Origin of the sequence: Acinetobacter sp. NIPH 2699 (genome assembly GCF_022549355.1) — a bacterium.
GTDB lineage: Bacteria > Pseudomonadota > Gammaproteobacteria > Pseudomonadales > Moraxellaceae > Acinetobacter.
In genome coordinates this window covers 1-16,053 of sequence record NZ_JAKZGL010000024.1, presented here as the reverse complement: position 1 = coordinate 16,053, position 16,053 = coordinate 1, and the positions used below count along the sequence as shown (strand labels likewise).

Annotated in this window: 12 protein-coding genes and 1 pseudogene; 5 read left to right on the top strand and 8 right to left on the bottom strand. The window is 37.4% G+C overall.

Translation table 11 applies throughout. The features are described 5' to 3' along the window. Positions 1 to 2,384: ESPR-type extended signal peptide-containing protein (locus MMP72_RS15530; protein WP_277606411.1), on the bottom strand; the 2,384-nt coding region annotated here is incomplete at its 3' end. Positions 2,385 to 3,024: 640 nt separating this feature from the next. On the opposite strand from MMP72_RS15530, the gene MMP72_RS15525 reads away from it, so the two are divergent. From MMP72_RS15525 to MMP72_RS15505, 5 genes are all read left to right on the top strand, one after another. Then, complete coding sequence (locus MMP72_RS15525) at positions 3,025 to 3,612, top strand: 5-formyltetrahydrofolate cyclo-ligase (RefSeq protein WP_241406172.1); 588 nt, start codon at positions 3,025 to 3,027, stop codon at positions 3,610 to 3,612. 146 nt (positions 3,613 to 3,758) lie between these two features. Further along, positions 3,759 to 6,188: an endopeptidase La gene (lon, locus tag MMP72_RS15520; protein ID WP_241406171.1), complete on the top strand. Its 2,430-nt coding sequence runs from the start codon at positions 3,759 to 3,761 to the stop codon at positions 6,186 to 6,188. A gap of 320 nt (positions 6,189 to 6,508) precedes the next feature. Beyond that, a complete protein-coding gene (rlmH, locus tag MMP72_RS15515) occupies positions 6,509 to 6,988 on the top strand; it encodes a 23S rRNA (pseudouridine(1915)-N(3))-methyltransferase RlmH (RefSeq protein ID WP_241406170.1) in 480 nt (159 codons plus the stop codon). Positions 6,989 to 7,094: 106 nt separating this feature from the next. Then, complete coding sequence (locus MMP72_RS15510; protein ID WP_241406169.1) at positions 7,095 to 7,868, top strand: dioxygenase; 774 nt, start codon at positions 7,095 to 7,097, stop codon at positions 7,866 to 7,868. A 217-nt stretch (positions 7,869 to 8,085) separates the two neighbouring features. Then, on the top strand, positions 8,086 to 9,192 hold the full coding sequence (locus tag MMP72_RS15505; protein WP_241406168.1) for an META and DUF4377 domain-containing protein: 1,107 nt from the start codon (positions 8,086 to 8,088) through the stop codon (positions 9,190 to 9,192). 65 nt (positions 9,193 to 9,257) lie between these two features. Here the strand turns inward: MMP72_RS15505 and gdhA are convergent, their stop codons facing one another. From gdhA to MMP72_RS15475, 7 genes and pseudogenes are all read right to left on the bottom strand, one after another. Next, entirely contained in the window at positions 9,258 to 10,604 is a 1,347-nt protein-coding gene (gene gdhA, locus MMP72_RS15500) for an NADP-specific glutamate dehydrogenase (protein ID WP_241406167.1), read from the bottom strand. 597 nt (positions 10,605 to 11,201) lie between these two features. Then, on the bottom strand, positions 11,202 to 11,363 hold the full coding sequence (locus MMP72_RS15495; protein WP_241406166.1) for a hypothetical protein: 162 nt from the start codon (positions 11,361 to 11,363) through the stop codon (positions 11,202 to 11,204). A gap of 344 nt (positions 11,364 to 11,707) precedes the next feature. Further along, positions 11,708 to 12,178 carry a putative type VI secretion system effector gene (locus tag MMP72_RS15930; protein ID WP_347005586.1) on the bottom strand — a complete coding sequence of 157 codons (471 nt, stop codon included), beginning with the start codon at positions 12,176 to 12,178 and terminating at the stop codon, positions 11,708 to 11,710. After that, on the bottom strand, positions 12,102 to 12,425 hold the full coding sequence (locus MMP72_RS15925; protein ID WP_347005585.1) for a hypothetical protein: 324 nt from the start codon (positions 12,423 to 12,425) through the stop codon (positions 12,102 to 12,104). The genes MMP72_RS15930 and MMP72_RS15925 overlap by 77 nt, the downstream gene beginning before the upstream one ends. After that, complete coding sequence (locus MMP72_RS15485; protein WP_241406174.1) at positions 12,422 to 13,192, bottom strand: putative type VI secretion system effector; 771 nt, start codon at positions 13,190 to 13,192, stop codon at positions 12,422 to 12,424. The genes MMP72_RS15925 and MMP72_RS15485 overlap by 4 nt, the downstream gene beginning before the upstream one ends. 10 nt (positions 13,193 to 13,202) lie before the next feature. Next, positions 13,203 to 15,512: pseudogene (locus tag MMP72_RS15480) on the bottom strand (T6SS effector BTH_I2691 family protein); the annotation flags it as partial. Continuing rightward, on the bottom strand, positions 15,506 to 15,937 hold the full coding sequence (locus tag MMP72_RS15475; protein ID WP_241406165.1) for a hypothetical protein: 432 nt from the start codon (positions 15,935 to 15,937) through the stop codon (positions 15,506 to 15,508). The gene MMP72_RS15475 and the pseudogene MMP72_RS15480, both read right to left, overlap by 7 nt. Positions 15,938 to 16,053: the final 116 nt, after the last annotated feature.

Genomic DNA, 16,053 nt, shown 5'->3' with positions numbered 1-16,053 from the left:
ATCACGTTGTTCGCTGCATCTATGCCTGCTGTGGTAATACTTGGTCCGCCTGTGATGACTAAACCATTAGTATCTAGCGTGCTATTGCCTGCTGTCACACTGGTCACACTGATGTCATCATTCAACTTGACCTGTACACCATCTACTGTCGTTTCTGTGGTGATATTGCTATCACCTGTCACATTGATGGTGTCACCCAAGGCAAAGTTGTTATCTGTGCTTCCATCACCAAAGCTAATGCCTTTTTGCGCTTCGGTTAATGCGTTATTCGCTGTGCTTTGCGCAGCGTCTGCCGAGGTTTGAGCTGCATCTGCTGCATTTTGTGCAGCCGTAACATTGGTATTGGTTGTGGTCAATTGTCCAAAGTTCACTGCATCGCCTGCCGCGCTACCATCCGCAACATTGCTAATCACGTTGTTCGCTGCATCTATGCCTGCTGTGGTAATACTTGGTCCGCCTGTGATGACTAAACCATTAGTATCTAGCGTGCTATTGCCTGCTGTTACACTGGTCACACTGATGTCATCATTCAACTTGACCTGTACACCATCTACTGTCGTTTCTGTGGTGATATTACTATCACCTGTCACATTGATGGTGTCACCCAAGGCAAAGTTGTTATCTGTGCTTCCATCACCAAAGCTAATGCCTTTTTGTGCTTCTGTGAGAGCGTTGTTTGCTGTGGTATTTGCTGTGTTCGCTGTGATTTGGGCATTATTAGCATCGGTTAATGCTGTGTTTGCTGTTGTCTGTGCATTATCAGCATTTGTTAATGCGGTGTTTGCCGTAGTATTTGCTGTATTCGCGGTAGTACTAGCAGTATTTGCAACATCACTTACTGTTTTAAGCTGACCACCATTAACAGCTTCTTTGGAACCTGTTGCTACACTTCCATCCGCTAGATTAGTAATCTTTTGATTATTTAAATTTGCACCACCATTGAGATTACTTGCCCCGGTAACAGTTAAAGCTCCACCAGTCGTTAAATTTCCTGCGGTAACCGTACCTGTGAAAGTTGGTGCATCTGCAATTTGGATATCAAGTGTATTACCACTAACAACTGTTTTAACATTGGTATTTGAACTTGCCCCTGTCAAACCACCAGTAATATTTAAAGATGATCCAAGTTTATTGGATGAAGTACCAGTATTGCCATTAAATGTGATTGCTTTATTAACAGCTGTATCTAAGCCTGATAATGCCGCGCCCACATTATTAACATTACCTGTTTTAGTACCAGCTGCAGGATCTGTTGTAACATTATAGGTTGGTGCTGTATAAGCATTAGTGGTTGAATTATATGCTGCTCCACCACCCAATGCTGTAGCTAAACGACTATGTGTATCATCATAAGCCTTATCTAATTGTGCGACATTCACTGCATCATTAAGCGCAGCGCCATCGGCGACGTTCTGAATACGTCGAGTTGCGCCAGTTGTACCTACAGAAACCACACCATTTGTGGCAGATGGAGCAACATTCGTTAAAAATGAATTTCCTGATTGTGCCGTAGTCGTTGACCCCCCACCTAATGATACAGAGTTCTCTACACTAGCATTGGCACCATCGCCAATAGCTATACTTTTCGTTGCACCAGCTTCAACAGTCGCAATATTACCTATAGCGATACCAAAATCAGCTTTTGAATAACTTTGGCGCCCCATAGCAATTGCTGTATTACCCGTTGCCTGATTGGCTGTTCCGATAGATAACGATGATGTCCCACTAGCAAGGTTACCAATACCTAAACCTACAGCATACCCATTGGTCGTACGGTTACCCTGACCAACAGCGACACCATGAAAATCACCTTCAACTTGGTTTCCATTACCAATTGCTACACCTCCACCAGCACCTGTAGAGTTTAGGGTGCCAATCGAGACTGACGCACTTGTATACCCAGTTTGACCAGTAGGATAATTAACTGGAGTCGCTCCACCTCTCCTATCAGCAATTTGCTGACTGGTAGCATTAGTAGCATTGATGGTATTTTGTTTGCCTATTGCAACTGAATCTGCCGCATTACTAATTGTAGTTCCACAACCAATCGCTGTACTGTGTGTGGATGTTCCTGTAATTGCTGCTTGATTCAATACACCACATTGCGCATTAGTCGGAGAAATTGCAGTACTTGATGTCTGAGTACTCGTCCCCCCCCCTGTATTAACTTCTGCAAAAGCAAACGATGGTATAAGAATGCTAAAAATAGCAAAGGACAATGGCTTTAAGAAAAATAATTTAGCTTGTTGACTAGCCACTAAATTATTAGTTTTACCAGCGGTATCACTTACACCGCTATTTTTAGTTTTACTTTTAGCAAGCTCTGAAACCGCCACCCAAACGCCTAAAGACGCATTCCAAACAACTTTATATACTTTGTTCATATTTTTTTCCTAGACGAAAATCAAACGTTAAAACATGTTTACTTGTGTGTACATACTTGTCTATTAAGTAAGTAAGTGTAATTTAATGTTCAATAAAATAACTTTTTTTATATGCCAAGTAAATCACAATATTTTTTACATTGTGTATTTCGAATCACACACTACATTTCTCTATAATGCATCTTTTAATATGAAAAATTGATTTAAAACAAATATTAATGTTTATCTTTCAATAAATTCAAAATTATACTTATCAACTAATATTTGCATTTCAAATAGGAAAAATGGATATACATGACAATAATTGACACCGTTTGACTTTTAATGTTCAAAAAACTTTGTATCAAGAAATAAAAAAGCCAGCATAGATACTGACTTTTGTAGGGAATTCACTGTATTAGCTTTCAATTAATCTTGAACTTAATGATTTGATAGCCAACATTACTTAATCTTTAAGCTATGCTTACTTAAGCTTAAATTTATTTTTAGAAGTCACTTCATTTCAACAGAAAAAATAAAGACTTACACTGTTTTCGATCAATTTAAAAACCACTTTTTGATTCGTAAGACTACACTACTCCTCAATAGTAGTAAAAAAATCAAGTATGATTCTCTCATCAAAACCATTTCCTAAAGCTTTATGAGCAATACATTAAACGCATTAAGAAAACAGCTCCGCCTAAGAAGAAGACAACTCACTCACTTTCAACAAAAACAAGCTGAACAACAAGTTTTGAACCAACTTAGACGATTAAATGCATTTAAATCAGCGACAAAAATTGGTTTGTATTTACATGCATTCGGGGAAATCCATACTCAGAAAATCATCGAACTTTGTTTTCAACACAAAAAACAAGTTTACCTTCCCATGATTTGCAATATGAATCAGAAACTTGTTTGGGTGAAAATTAGCGTAAACCAATATAAAAACAAACGGCTTTCACACCATCCACTAGGCATGAAAGAGCCAATGGCAAGTCGAGGCAAGCACATTTCAACATTAGATTTACTGATTATGCCATTACTTGCCTGTGACCATTTGGGTACTCGAATTGGCATGGGAGGTGGATTTTATGATCGAACACTTGCGACAGCTAAACACCATCCCTATCGCTTAGGCCTCGCCCATTCCTTCCAATATGTTGATACGCCTTTATTTCGTCAAAAGTGGGATCAACCTCTTGATGCCCTGCTCACACCAACACAACAATATCGTTTTAGCCGTTGAATCTATGAAATTTAGTTTATTTCGCTCGAATTCCGACTAATTCAGTTATTTTTTTAATATTTTCTAAGATAAAACCCTTGTAATTTTTAAAATGCACATCACTATAAAAAGCATGGCAACACCGTTGTCACTCATTAGGAGTGCTCATGTCCGAATTTATTATGAATGATGAAACTAACTTAGAGCCGCAAGTTCCGAGTGTATTACCACTTTTAGCATTACGCGATGTTGTGGTATATCCACACATGCAAATTGCGCTATTCGTGGGTCGTGAAAAATCGATCAATGCAGTGGATGTAGCTCGTAACGGTGATAATTTAGTATTTGTAGTTGCGCAAAAAGATTCGCTTACAGAAGAAATTGATCACGATAATCTCTATCAATATGGAACTGTGGCTAAAATCGTACAAGTCGTGAATCATGAAAATGATGAAAACTGCATTAAAGTACTGATTGAAGGCCTACACCGTTCAAAACTAGAACAGATTATTGACGGAGAAGAATACTTAACCGCAGAACATCATTTAAGCCCAATGACTGTTGCATTGGATCAAGAGACCCAAGAGACTCGCTTAAATGAATTACGTACCCTCTTTGCTCAATATGCTGAAGCAAAATTACGTAATGCGCGTGAACTGGTTGCCGCTGCAAATAAAATCGAAGACTTATTACAACTGATGTTCTTCGTTGCAACACGTGTGCCTTTAAACATTGAAGTCAAACAAAAGTTTTTAGAGCACGATGAGTTCGAAGAACATTTGCAAGAGTTGATGAGCTATTTGACCAATCAATCTGCTGAACAGCAAATTGAGCAGACACTGCACGACAGCGTAAAACGTCAAATGGAAAAAAATCAACGTGAATACTTTCTCAATGAAAAAATGAAAGTGATTCAGCGTGAGCTTTCCGATATGAATGGCGGCGCTGAAGATGACGTTGCTGAGATTGAAAAGCGACTTGCTGAAGAAGATTTGCCTGAACATGTGCGCAAAAAAGCTGAAGCTGAGTTTCGCAAACTCAAAGCAATGCAACCTGCTTCTAGTGAAGCCGCTGTGGTCCGTAACTATCTAGAAGTCATTTTAGATACACCTTGGAATAAAGCCAGCAAGGTCAGCATTAACTTGAGCAAAGCACAAGAAACGCTAGATGCAGATCACTACGGCTTAGATGACGTGAAAGATCGTATCGTTGAATACTTAGCGGTTCAATCTCGTGTGAAAAAACTTAAAGGCCCGATTCTTTGTTTAGTTGGTCCTCCTGGTGTAGGTAAAACTTCACTCGGTGAATCAGTGGCTAAAGCCACAGGTCGTGAATTTGTCCGTATGGCACTTGGTGGCGTACGTGATGAAGCGGAAATTCGTGGTCATCGTCGTACTTATATTGGTGCGATGCCAGGTAAAATTGTGCAATCTTTAACAAAAGTTGGTGTGAAGAACCCATTGTTCTTACTCGACGAAATCGACAAAATGGCTCAAGACTATCGTGGTGATCCTGCTTCTGCATTACTGGAAGTGCTTGATCCGTCTCAGAACAACAAGTTCAACGATCATTACTTAGATCTTGACCTTGATCTTTCAGAAGTAATGTTCATCTGTACTGCCAATAGTATGAATATTCCTGAAGCGTTACTGGATCGTATGGAAGTGATTCGTCTACCGGGTTATACCGAAGATGAAAAAGTAAATATTGCTCAACGCTACCTTGTCCCTAAAGCAATTAAGAACAATGGTCTACGAGCAAAAGAATTGACTGTTCATGAAGAAGCGATTCGTGACATCGTTCAACGCTATACGCGTGAAGCGGGTGTACGTAGTCTAGAACGTGAAGTGTCTAAAATTGCACGTAAAGTCGTGAAAGAAGCAGTGAGTAAGAAATCGAAAAACTTACAGCTTGATGTCACCTCTGAAAATCTTCCAGATTACTTGGGTCCACATAAATTTGACTTTGGTATTGCTGAAGATGAAGCGCAAGTCGGTCGTGTGAATGGTTTAGCATGGACGTCTGTCGGTGGAGAATTACTGACGATTGAAGTTGCTGCGGTTAAAGGTAAAGGCAAATTCATTACCACTGGTTCACTCGGTGATGTCATGAAAGAGTCTATTACCGCTGCCATGACTGTGGTTCGTACTCGTGCTGATGAACTTGGGATCGAAGCTTCTCGTTTTGAAGAAACTGATGTCCACGTTCACTTACCAGAAGGTGCAACACCAAAAGATGGTCCATCTGCAGGTTTGGCACTGACGACTGCACTGGTATCTGCATTTACAGATATTACGATTCGTCCTGATATTGCCATGACAGGTGAAACAAGTCTGAGTGGTCGTGCGATGCGTATCGGTGGCTTGAAAGAAAAGCTTCTTGCTGCACACCGTGGTGGGGTTAAATTGGTGTTTATCCCACAAGATAACGTACGTGATTTGGCTGAGATTCCAGATAATGTTAAAGAAGGTTTAGAAATCAAAGCTGTGAAAAGTATTGATGAAATCCTCCCTTTAGCATTGACGGATACACCGAAACCTTTGGCTAAAACCCCTATTGTTAAACCAGTAGAAGATACAAAGGCTGCACGTCACTAATCTGTGTGTGAAAAAAAGAGAGCTTCGGCTCTCTTTTTTTGTTACATAATTTGGTTGAAAAACAAACAATATCTTGCATAATGAAATAGAGTCGATAAAAACAAAAGCTAAACTTGACTTGTGAACTCATTTTTTAGTGTCATCTGAACTCCAGACAGATGACGCTTTGATCGCAGCTCATACACATTTTGAGCTGCGTTTTTTATGTTGTGGAATTAAGCATCAATAATACACCTGATAAGAACAATAAATCCATTGGAAACCACATGAATGACTCTCAGCGTTTATAATGCTCCCATATTATTTACATTTACTGTCTTATGAAAATTCGTATCGTGACGATTGGTCAAAAAATGCCAGCTTGGGTGCTGACTGGATTTGAAGATTATTTCAAACGCATTCAACCCTTTGTTCAAACTCAAGTGATTGAATTACCTATGGCGAAACGAGGGAAAAATGATTCAGAAGCTGACATCTTAAAATACTGTCAAATCGAAGGTGAAAGCATTCTAAATGCAGTTAAATCAAATGAAACCTTGATTGCTTTAGAAGTTGGTGGACGTGAACTGAGTACCGAGAAACTTGCTGACACCATGCAACAATGGATGCTCGAAGGCAATGATATCGTACTTGCCATAGGTGGTCCTGATGGACTATCCGATGCGGTGCGTAAAGCGGCTGCTTGGCACTGGTCATTATCCAAACTGACTATGCCTCATCCATTGGTTCGTATTTTACTGATTGAACAACTCTATCGCGCTATGAGTATCAATCATAACCACCCTTACCATCGAGCCTAAGCAAAAGATTGTTCTGATTTTAGAACAAACTGTTGAAGTTTAAGCGCTGTCCTTCTTGAACCTAATTTGTCACGATAATCGTGTATTTCCAGTCAGGTGCTTAATTATGAATTTGCAAACGTTACCAGGGTTATTTATCTCTCATGGTTCGCCAATGCTCGCACTTGATCCAGAACAAGTTGGTCCTGCCCTACATCGTTTACGTACAAATTTGCCCAAACCACGGGCAATTATCGTGATGTCTGCGCATTGGGAAAGCCAAGCACTCGAAGTCAGTACGTCTATCCGACCACAGACATGGCATGACTTTCGTGGTTTTCCACAAGCACTATACGAAATTCGTTATCCTGCTGCTGGAGCGCCAGAGCTAGCAGAAGAGATACTGACTCGATTTGCTGAAGCAGGAGTTGCTGCCCATGCCAACAGTACCCGTCCGCGTGATCATGGTGTCTGGATGCCGTTATTACACATGTATCCTGAAGCTGATATTCCAGTGATCGAAATTTCACTCCCTATGCACATGAATGCCGATGAGATCTATAACCTTGGACAAATTCTTGCACCTTTACGAGAACAGCAGATTTTGTTGATTGGCTCAGGCAGTATTACCCACAATCTTGCTGAACTTTCTTGGCAAACAGATGTCAATGTTCCTGCATGGGCAAGCACCTTTCGTAATGCGGTCGTCAACAAACTCACCCATCAGAACTATGATGCTGTTCTAGATTGGCCATCATTGCCCTACGTACAATGTAATCACCCTACAATTGAGCACTTTGCTCCACTCTTTTTTGCAATGGGCACAGGTCATCGTTTTAATATTGTACATAGCAGTTTTTCAATGGGTTCATTGGGAATGGATATCTATCGTTTTGATTAGTAGCGCTTGTGAAATGTCAGCCATCCGAATCATCACTTTTGAGTGATTACTCTAACAAAGTTGATTCCCATGTTGGTTAATCCATTAAAACTCCTATACTTTTATTTAAAATTACAAATCAATACATTTAATGAACTTAATACCTAAACTGCCTGCATGCTCTTTTTTTAAGAATCCTTTAAGCTTATAGCTGCTATTCCATATATGTTCTTTGAATATGAAAATCAAATATTTAATTATTGCCTTACTCCCTTTTTCTTTAATGGCGTGTCAAACAGTACAAAATGTTGCTGATCATGTAACGACCGAAATCAATACGGCTGCCGCTAAAAATCTCACTGATTATCGTTGGACTTATCAAGCATCTACAGCATCAAAACCATTGGTTTTAAACTTTAATAATAATCAACAACTTTCAATTCAAACAGGTTGTAATGGTCAAGGCGGTACTTGGAAAGTTGAAGGCAATACCATTGTCACTTCAGCACTTGTATCGACCATGATGGCGTGTGCTGATGACTTAATGAAACAAGAACATTTATCGACTGACATTTTCAGTGATAAAAAAGTACCGTTCCAATTTAGCACAACAGATAATCAAGCCATCTTGACTGTTACCGATAGTAAAGGTCAAAAACACGTATTTACGGGCGAAAAAGTGACTGATAATAATGTATTAACCAACTATACATGGTCTTATCAACCAACTGATAGCAAGAGACCAATTGTATTAAGCTTCTTGGCAAATGATCGCTTATCTGTAGATACAGGTTGTAACCGTCAAAATACGAGTTGGAAAATTGAGGGGGATTACATTGTTACTGGTGATTTAGCCTCTACATTAATGGCGTGTGAACCTGCCTTGATGAAACAAGAGCAATTTGCTGGTGATCTTTTGCAAAAACGTCAAATCACATTTGAAGTGAATACCAGCAATCTTGACCAACCAACATTAGTGTTGGCCGATGCGAAAGGTCAAAAATATAGTTTCGTTGGTAAAATGACACCTGAAGCAAAATATCAATCAGCACCTAAAACTGTTTTCCTAGAAATCTCACCTGAAACCAAATCTTGTGTAGGTGTTGCACCACAAACCTGTATGCAAATTCGTGAAATTAAATACGATGATAAAGGTATAAAGACTTACGCGGATAAAGACTGGTCACTTTACTACGGTCAAATCGAAGGTTTTGAACATAATCCAAACCAACGTGTCATCGTTCGTGTGAAACGTTTTGAAATTAAAAACCCAGCTGCTGACCAATCGAGCCTAGCAGATGTATTAGATATGGTTGTTGAACAAGAAATTGTTAAGAAACCTTAATACATTGCTATAAATAAAAACTCCGATGTAAAAAACATCGGAGTTTTTATTTATGCAGTGAAATATTAATAAATACCTTGCGCTAAGATGGCATCTGCAACTTTCACAAATCCTGCAATATTTGCTCCGTCAACATAATTTACTGTACCGTCTTCTTTAGTCCCGTATTTTAGACAATTCGCATGAATATCTTTCATAATCGCATGCAAACGTTCATCGACTTCCCCATGCGTCCAACCAAGGCGCAATGCATTTTGTGACATTTCCAACCCAGACGTTGCGACACCACCAGCATTTGAAGCCTTACCCGGCGCATAAAGAATTTTTGCAGCAATAAATTTTTCGACAGCATCTAATGTACACGGCATATTTGCGCCTTCGGCGACACAGATCACGCCATTTGCCAGCAACAACTCCGCATCTTGTTCACCTAACTCATTTTGAGTTGCACAAGGCAATGCAATATCCACTGGAATATGCCAAGGTGTCTTCCCTTCGAAATACTCAAAACCATGTTTTGAAGCAAACTCGGAGATACGCCCACGCTTAATATTTTTAAGCTCCATCACTTCGGCAAGCAACTCATCGGTAAAACCATTTTTTAAGTAAACCGTGCCATTTGAATCCGAAAGACTAACCACTTTTGCACCCAAAAACATGGCTTTTTCTGCTGCAAATTGAGCAACGTTTCCTGAACCAGAGATAGAAACCATTTTATTAGTGAAATTATCACCACGTGTTTTTAGCATTTCCTCAGCAAAATAAACCGCACCGTATCCCGTCGCTTCAGGGCGCATTAAACTTCCACCAAAAGAAATGCCTTTCCCTGTAAACACACAAGCCGTATCGTTACTTAGCTTTTTCATCATGCCAGCCATAAAACCAACTTCTCGACCACCTACACCAATATCACCTGCGGGGATATCAGTATTCGGACCTAAATGACGATATAGTTCTAACATTAAAGCTTGGCAAAAACGCATGATTTCTGCTTCAGACTTTCCTTTTGGATCAAAGTCGGAGCCGCCCTTTCCGCCACCCATGGGTAAGGTGGTTAATGCATTTTTAAAGGTTTGTTCAAAACCTAAGAATTTTAGAATTGATAAATTCACCGATGGATGAAAACGCATCCCACCTTTATATGGTCCTATAGCTGAATTGTATTGAACACGGAAGGCACGATTAACATGTGTTTGTCCCTGATCATCCATCCAAGACACTCGGAATTGAATTGCTCGCTCTGGCTCAACGAGACGCTCTAATAAGCCATATTGCGCATACCTTGGATTTTTTTCAATGAACGGCCACAAACTTAACATTACTTCTTCAACAGCTTGTAAAAATTCAGGTTGATCAGGATCTCTAGCTTTAACATAATCCAGAAAGTCATTTAAGCTATTGTATTTCAACATTCACCCCCAAGTCAGTGATTTATCTTGGTGCGAAAAATGCACCAAAATAGAATATTGCATGCATTTAATACAGATTACTATTCCCTCTTAATATTAATTTTAACATTAAATATTTTTATTATTTAAAATCAATAATTTAACTAAATAAATATTCATTATTTTTATAATAAATGTACATAAAAACAATCAAGATCCAGTTGTATTTTTCTGTGTGATCTCGATGAAGCTCACCAAACATCCATCTTTGCGCACCAAAAACAGACCATAAAAGCATCATTATTGATCAAAAATAGCTGTATTGAACAGCCCTCGAATCTGAGACTAATCGGCTATATAGTGCCTGAATGAGTTGGTTTGACTAGGATTTAGCGTACTGTGAATGGTCTACATACAATCAAGCGCTGATAAAAGAGGTATAAATGCTGAAACACTACAACTAGAAAATATTTATGTGACATAGCCTATTAGTATTCTGAATCACTCATTTTATAATAATATTTTATTTAATAAATAATAAGAACACGAATATAGGAAACTAAATCAATTAGTTTCCTATAAATTTGGGTTTAGCCTATTACAAGCATAGAATAATAATGATTATTTACGTTGCTCATTATTTTCATTTGGTTGCTTTGGAGTTGGCTGTTTTTGGTCTTGTTGTGCTAGAGGCTTAGCATTCGGCTCAGACTGTTGTTGTTGACCAGGTGATTGATTTTGCTGATTAGGTTGTTGTTTAGAATTATCTTGATTCTGAGACATGACTGTCTTTCCTTTATAATGATGTGTAGATAATTATCTAGCACTCATTCACCATAGGCGCTTAATTTAAATATTGATACCAATAAGATGTATCCAGTTGTAAGTAGAATAAAATATATTGTTTTATTTAGCTTAATAATTTAATAAGTATAGGTTTTATTAAAAATTCATATATATAAGGTTACAATCCATTTATTTTAGATAACTTCCCCAGCCATATAAAACAATTAGAACCTAATTTCCCACTTTTTTATTTTAAATCTTCAACCTTAATAACCCTTACACGACCTTCTATCTTTTTCATTTTTTATCAAAATAATCTTCTGGATAAGGGTCTTTTCCTTTTAGATTCTTTCTATATCCCATGACACTAACATGTAGACCATCTTATCAAGTAAGTTTTTTTTATAAAAATCCTGATCTTTTTGATTTTCAAAACCTAATTTTTCAAAAATAATTTCAGATAACTTGGATAATGAAGTTAATGAGTTTCCAATAGTAATATATCCAAATGCTACAATAAAACTAAGTATAAAAATCATTAATCCCCCTCCTCCTATAAAACTCATATATTCATTAATATTAAACTCCCTATCATCAACAATAACAAGAAAATTAAAAAGTATAAAAAAGAGTACAGAGAAAAATAAAAATAATAAGAAACCTGATTTTATAGTGCTTTTATAGAGGTTTTTTAATGATCGTCCCATTTCATACATCATATACAGTAATCCTGTTTTAGGATCTAAAGTTGCATAAACTAAATGCCGTCCTTGTTCTATTTCTTCGCTGATGACGAATATCAAAGATATCATTTGCTTGAAACTTTACAGTAGTAAACTGTCCAATCACTCTAATACCATCAATCTCACCCGTAAAGGTTTTTGCCTCTCTTCCTTTTGCTGCCATTATCATAATTGGAGCATTCATCGCCATACTACTACTTGCTGTTAAAGCTCCAACCATAGCTGTACCGACAGCTTGCCTTTCGATGTTTCTAAATGGGAAAACCTTAGAATCTTCAACTTTCAGATTCCTTACACGGCCTTCTATCTTTCTCATTTCTTATCAAAGTAATTCTCTGGATATGGGTCTTTTCCTTTTAGATTTTTACGGTAATGCATTACACTTCGTCTTAACTTACCATCTTCATCACTAAAATAATTATTTGCCCTAAAATCCTGATTTTTAACATCTTCAAAACCAAGTACCTCAAAGACCTGCTCTGATAACCTACACGCCTGTTTCTGATCACGTGAGAATAAAAAAGTACTTAACACAAATAAAAATGTAAATGTAAATGGAAATGGAAATAAAATAAAACCAAATATATGCATCAACCAGCTAAAACCTAAGCCATCCTCCGAAATAAACCAAGTTACCACTATTATGGTATTTCCCAATAATACAAAAAATAAAGCTACAGCTATTGCCATTTTGATAACATCAATATAACCACTTTTTAAAGAACGCCCCATTTCATTTATCATATGCAATAACCCTGTTTTGGGGTTTAAGGTTGAATAAACTAAATGTCGTCCTTGTTCTTTTTCCTCACTAATTACCCAAACCAGTTCATCACCATTCTTAAATTGCACTGTTGTAAACTGACCAATCACACGATAATCACCGACTTCACAAATAAAGGATTTAGCATCTTCTCCTTGCGCTGCCATTAGCATAATAGGAGCATTGGTCGCCAAGCTACTGCTCGCTGTTAAAGCCCCAACCATTGCTGTACCCGCTGCTTGTTTTTCGATATTTCTAAATGGATGAATTTTGGAGTCTTCGACTTTTAAATTTCGAACACAACCTTCAACCACTAACATTTTACTCATCTTAAATACTCACCATTGCTTTACCAAAAGCTTCCTCTTCATCTTCAAGAGATTTATATTTCCCAGCTTCAATCCCAAATACCGATTTTTTACACCATTTCTGCAGTTCATCTTCTGTGTAATAATAATTTCTCAAAACAATCTCAAGCACAGTCAGAGCTAATCCTACCCAGTTCAACCAAACAGCAGCACGTACCAAACCTACGTCTAATAATTTTTTTATCAATATCATTGTCTCGATTCTTTTTGTAAATGGAGTATTTTTAAGTGCAGGAATCATCGTTAACATTCCAAAACCAACCGCTACCATACCAACAGAAGGGATTAATTTTGCAAAAAGTAAAATAGCTAACCAGCCATTTTGATCACCCATAAGTTCTTTACCAAATGCAGTAGTATCTGCAATTAGACTAAATGTTGCACCACCAATAGCAAACCATGCACCATATAACCTTATTTTATTGGCTTTCTCTTGGAAACTTAAAGCATCTATACCGCCACCAGCAATATCTAAAACAACTGCTGTAGACGCTAATAATCCTGCTGTTACTTTAAATCCATTTTCCCAATTCTTATCCCCAGCAAAATTATTGGTTTGTGTCCCGAGATTCATCAGTTCAAATAAGGCAACAATACCTGATATTCTAAGAGACACACTTACTGAAGACTTACTTAAAACATCTTGGATTTTTTGTGCAGCCGTATTTTGCCCTACATTTTTCCAACGTTTTTGGATCTCAGTCGCATTCAGTTGACTACCCGCATTTGTCATTTTTAAGTCAATGTTATAGAGCAATGACCATTTCGGCACTTTATCGGTTAACAGTGAACTATGCGCATAAGCGATAAAAGAAACCCTCGAAAGTTTCTTTGCAATCAAAGGATTTGCATTATATTGCAGACTCCATTTGGCTACACTACGTGTAATCTCAGAGATCCACGGTAGTGTGCGTGCTGGATTATACCACTTCAACTCATTGATTTTATTCGTTGGATCAGCAAGCCATTGTTCCCATAACTGATCTGCACTGACAAATGCGACAATTAATCCTTTTAAACTTGTTTGTGTTTGATCCCATGTTAAGGACGTGATTTCAGGGCTTTTCGCATTATATTCATCTATCAAACTTTTTTGATTATAGGTCACAGCCCGCATATATAAATTATCGTCAGAGATTTTATCTACCCCTAACCATTTTTCCATCAATGCTTGCCCTTCATCACAGCCTGTCATACCGTACATGATTGCTAGTGCTTTTATATGAAATAATGCACCATCACCTTTTAGAACTGTTTGATCGTATACATAAAAGGCATTTAACAACTGTTTCGATTGCAGCCATTTCAAATGATCGCTTGCATAAGCTTGGGCCAGTTTACGTGCGTCATCAGTTAATGCTTTAACTTTGGTATCGAAAGCATTTTTTTCAGTCCATTTAATTTTTGTCGAATACTTCGTTTCCCAATTCAATTTCGCTTGTGCTTTGGATTGACTAATAATCTTATCTCTTACTTGTTTTTGACCTGCAGCATATTTTTTATTGTGCTGTTGTAAAAACTTTTCTTTTTCTTGTGGAGATGCCCTATCCCAAATTTCATTAACTTTACGTTGATAATCTCTCTGATCCATTGAACTAAACAGAGGTATCTTACCTTGAGCGAATATTAATTTAGTACTCAAATCAACTTGCAAATTATTGGTACTCAATTTCTGATTGATGAGTTTATTTTCTACAATAATTTTAATACTATCAATTAACTGAGATGATTGGAGTCGGTGTTCATTCGTGATGTCTTTTTCACTTTCGGCAATGTACTTTGTGAGTTTTTCAAATCGTCCATTTCTACTATCATTTAATTTAAGCGTGATTCCAATTGGATCGTATAGCGCCATACATGCAACATTATTTGGTTCTTGAGCAAACTTTTTCAAAATCTGTTCAATACGTCCTGTACCAAAGCTTTTAATATTATAAATTGAATTTTTCAGATTAGCCGCAGCCAAACAATGTTGTTGAGTTGCTCCACCACCCACAATAAACTTTTGCCATTTGCCTTCAGCTACAAATTTCTCGGCATTTTTTTCATACTCTTTTAGTTTTAACTTACTCATCGGATCATGGGTATGGATAATATAAGCAACTTTAGCTTCATCTTTCGGGTTACTTTCTATAGTAATCAAAGATGAATTAACACTATGCCCCGCGCCTTTACAAGCAAACTCAGGAACACTTTTAGGTGCGACTTTTCCAACAGGAAAATATGATAAATGCCCCTTCGGCGTGACCAAATAGCCAGCCCACTCTAAAGACCTTGATGTGCAATATATCCTGCAACTAAAAGCAATAATCCCAAACCTGATGACATGAAAACAACATACTGAAAAATAAAGTAAAATCTATATCTACCAAGCAATTCAACTAACTGTCTCTTATCTAACTGGTAATAAAACTCTTTGCCATACAACTTTTTAAAAGATTTATTATATTTAATATTTAATACTTCTCTCCAAAAGGTAGTTGGGAGAAAACTAAGGGCAATAAAATCAAAAGGTTCTAAAGGACTACTATATTTTTTCTCATTATTAAATATGATCTTACAAATACCCCTTAAATTAATATTCAAATATATATAAAAAACCAAATACATAAATATAGAAAAAAAAATAAATACAAAACCAAAAGCAAACAAAGCAAATATATGATCCGAAACCAATAAGTTTATAATTTTATTCATTTATATTTTCCACTTTATCATGGCTTTGTTGCACAAACCTATCTGTAAAGGCTTTTTCAGCAATATAATTTTCAAATGAAGAAGCCTACACACAAAATCTACCGCACAACCAATTG

Coding starts and splice junctions, on each gene's coding strand:
- MMP72_RS15525 (WP_241406172.1), top strand. CDS start 3,025: ATGAGCAATACATTAAACGCATTAAGAAAACAGCTCCGCCTAAGAAGA.
- lon (WP_241406171.1), top strand. CDS start 3,759: ATGTCCGAATTTATTATGAATGATGAAACTAACTTAGAGCCGCAAGTT.
- rlmH (WP_241406170.1), top strand. CDS start 6,509: ATGAAAATTCGTATCGTGACGATTGGTCAAAAAATGCCAGCTTGGGTG.
- MMP72_RS15510 (WP_241406169.1), top strand. CDS start 7,095: ATGAATTTGCAAACGTTACCAGGGTTATTTATCTCTCATGGTTCGCCA.
- MMP72_RS15505 (WP_241406168.1), top strand. CDS start 8,086: ATGAAAATCAAATATTTAATTATTGCCTTACTCCCTTTTTCTTTAATG.
- gdhA (WP_241406167.1), bottom strand. CDS start 10,604: ATGTTGAAATACAATAGCTTAAATGACTTTCTGGATTATGTTAAAGCT.
- MMP72_RS15495 (WP_241406166.1), bottom strand. CDS start 11,363: ATGTCTCAGAATCAAGATAATTCTAAACAACAACCTAATCAGCAAAAT.
- MMP72_RS15930 (WP_347005586.1), bottom strand. CDS start 12,178: ATGATATCTTTGATATTCGTCATCAGCGAAGAAATAGAACAAGGACGG.
- MMP72_RS15925 (WP_347005585.1), bottom strand. CDS start 12,425: ATGAGAAAGATAGAAGGCCGTGTAAGGAATCTGAAAGTTGAAGATTCT.
- MMP72_RS15485 (WP_241406174.1), bottom strand. CDS start 13,192: ATGTTAGTGGTTGAAGGTTGTGTTCGAAATTTAAAAGTCGAAGACTCC.
- MMP72_RS15475 (WP_241406165.1), bottom strand. CDS start 15,937: ATGAATAAAATTATAAACTTATTGGTTTCGGATCATATATTTGCTTTG.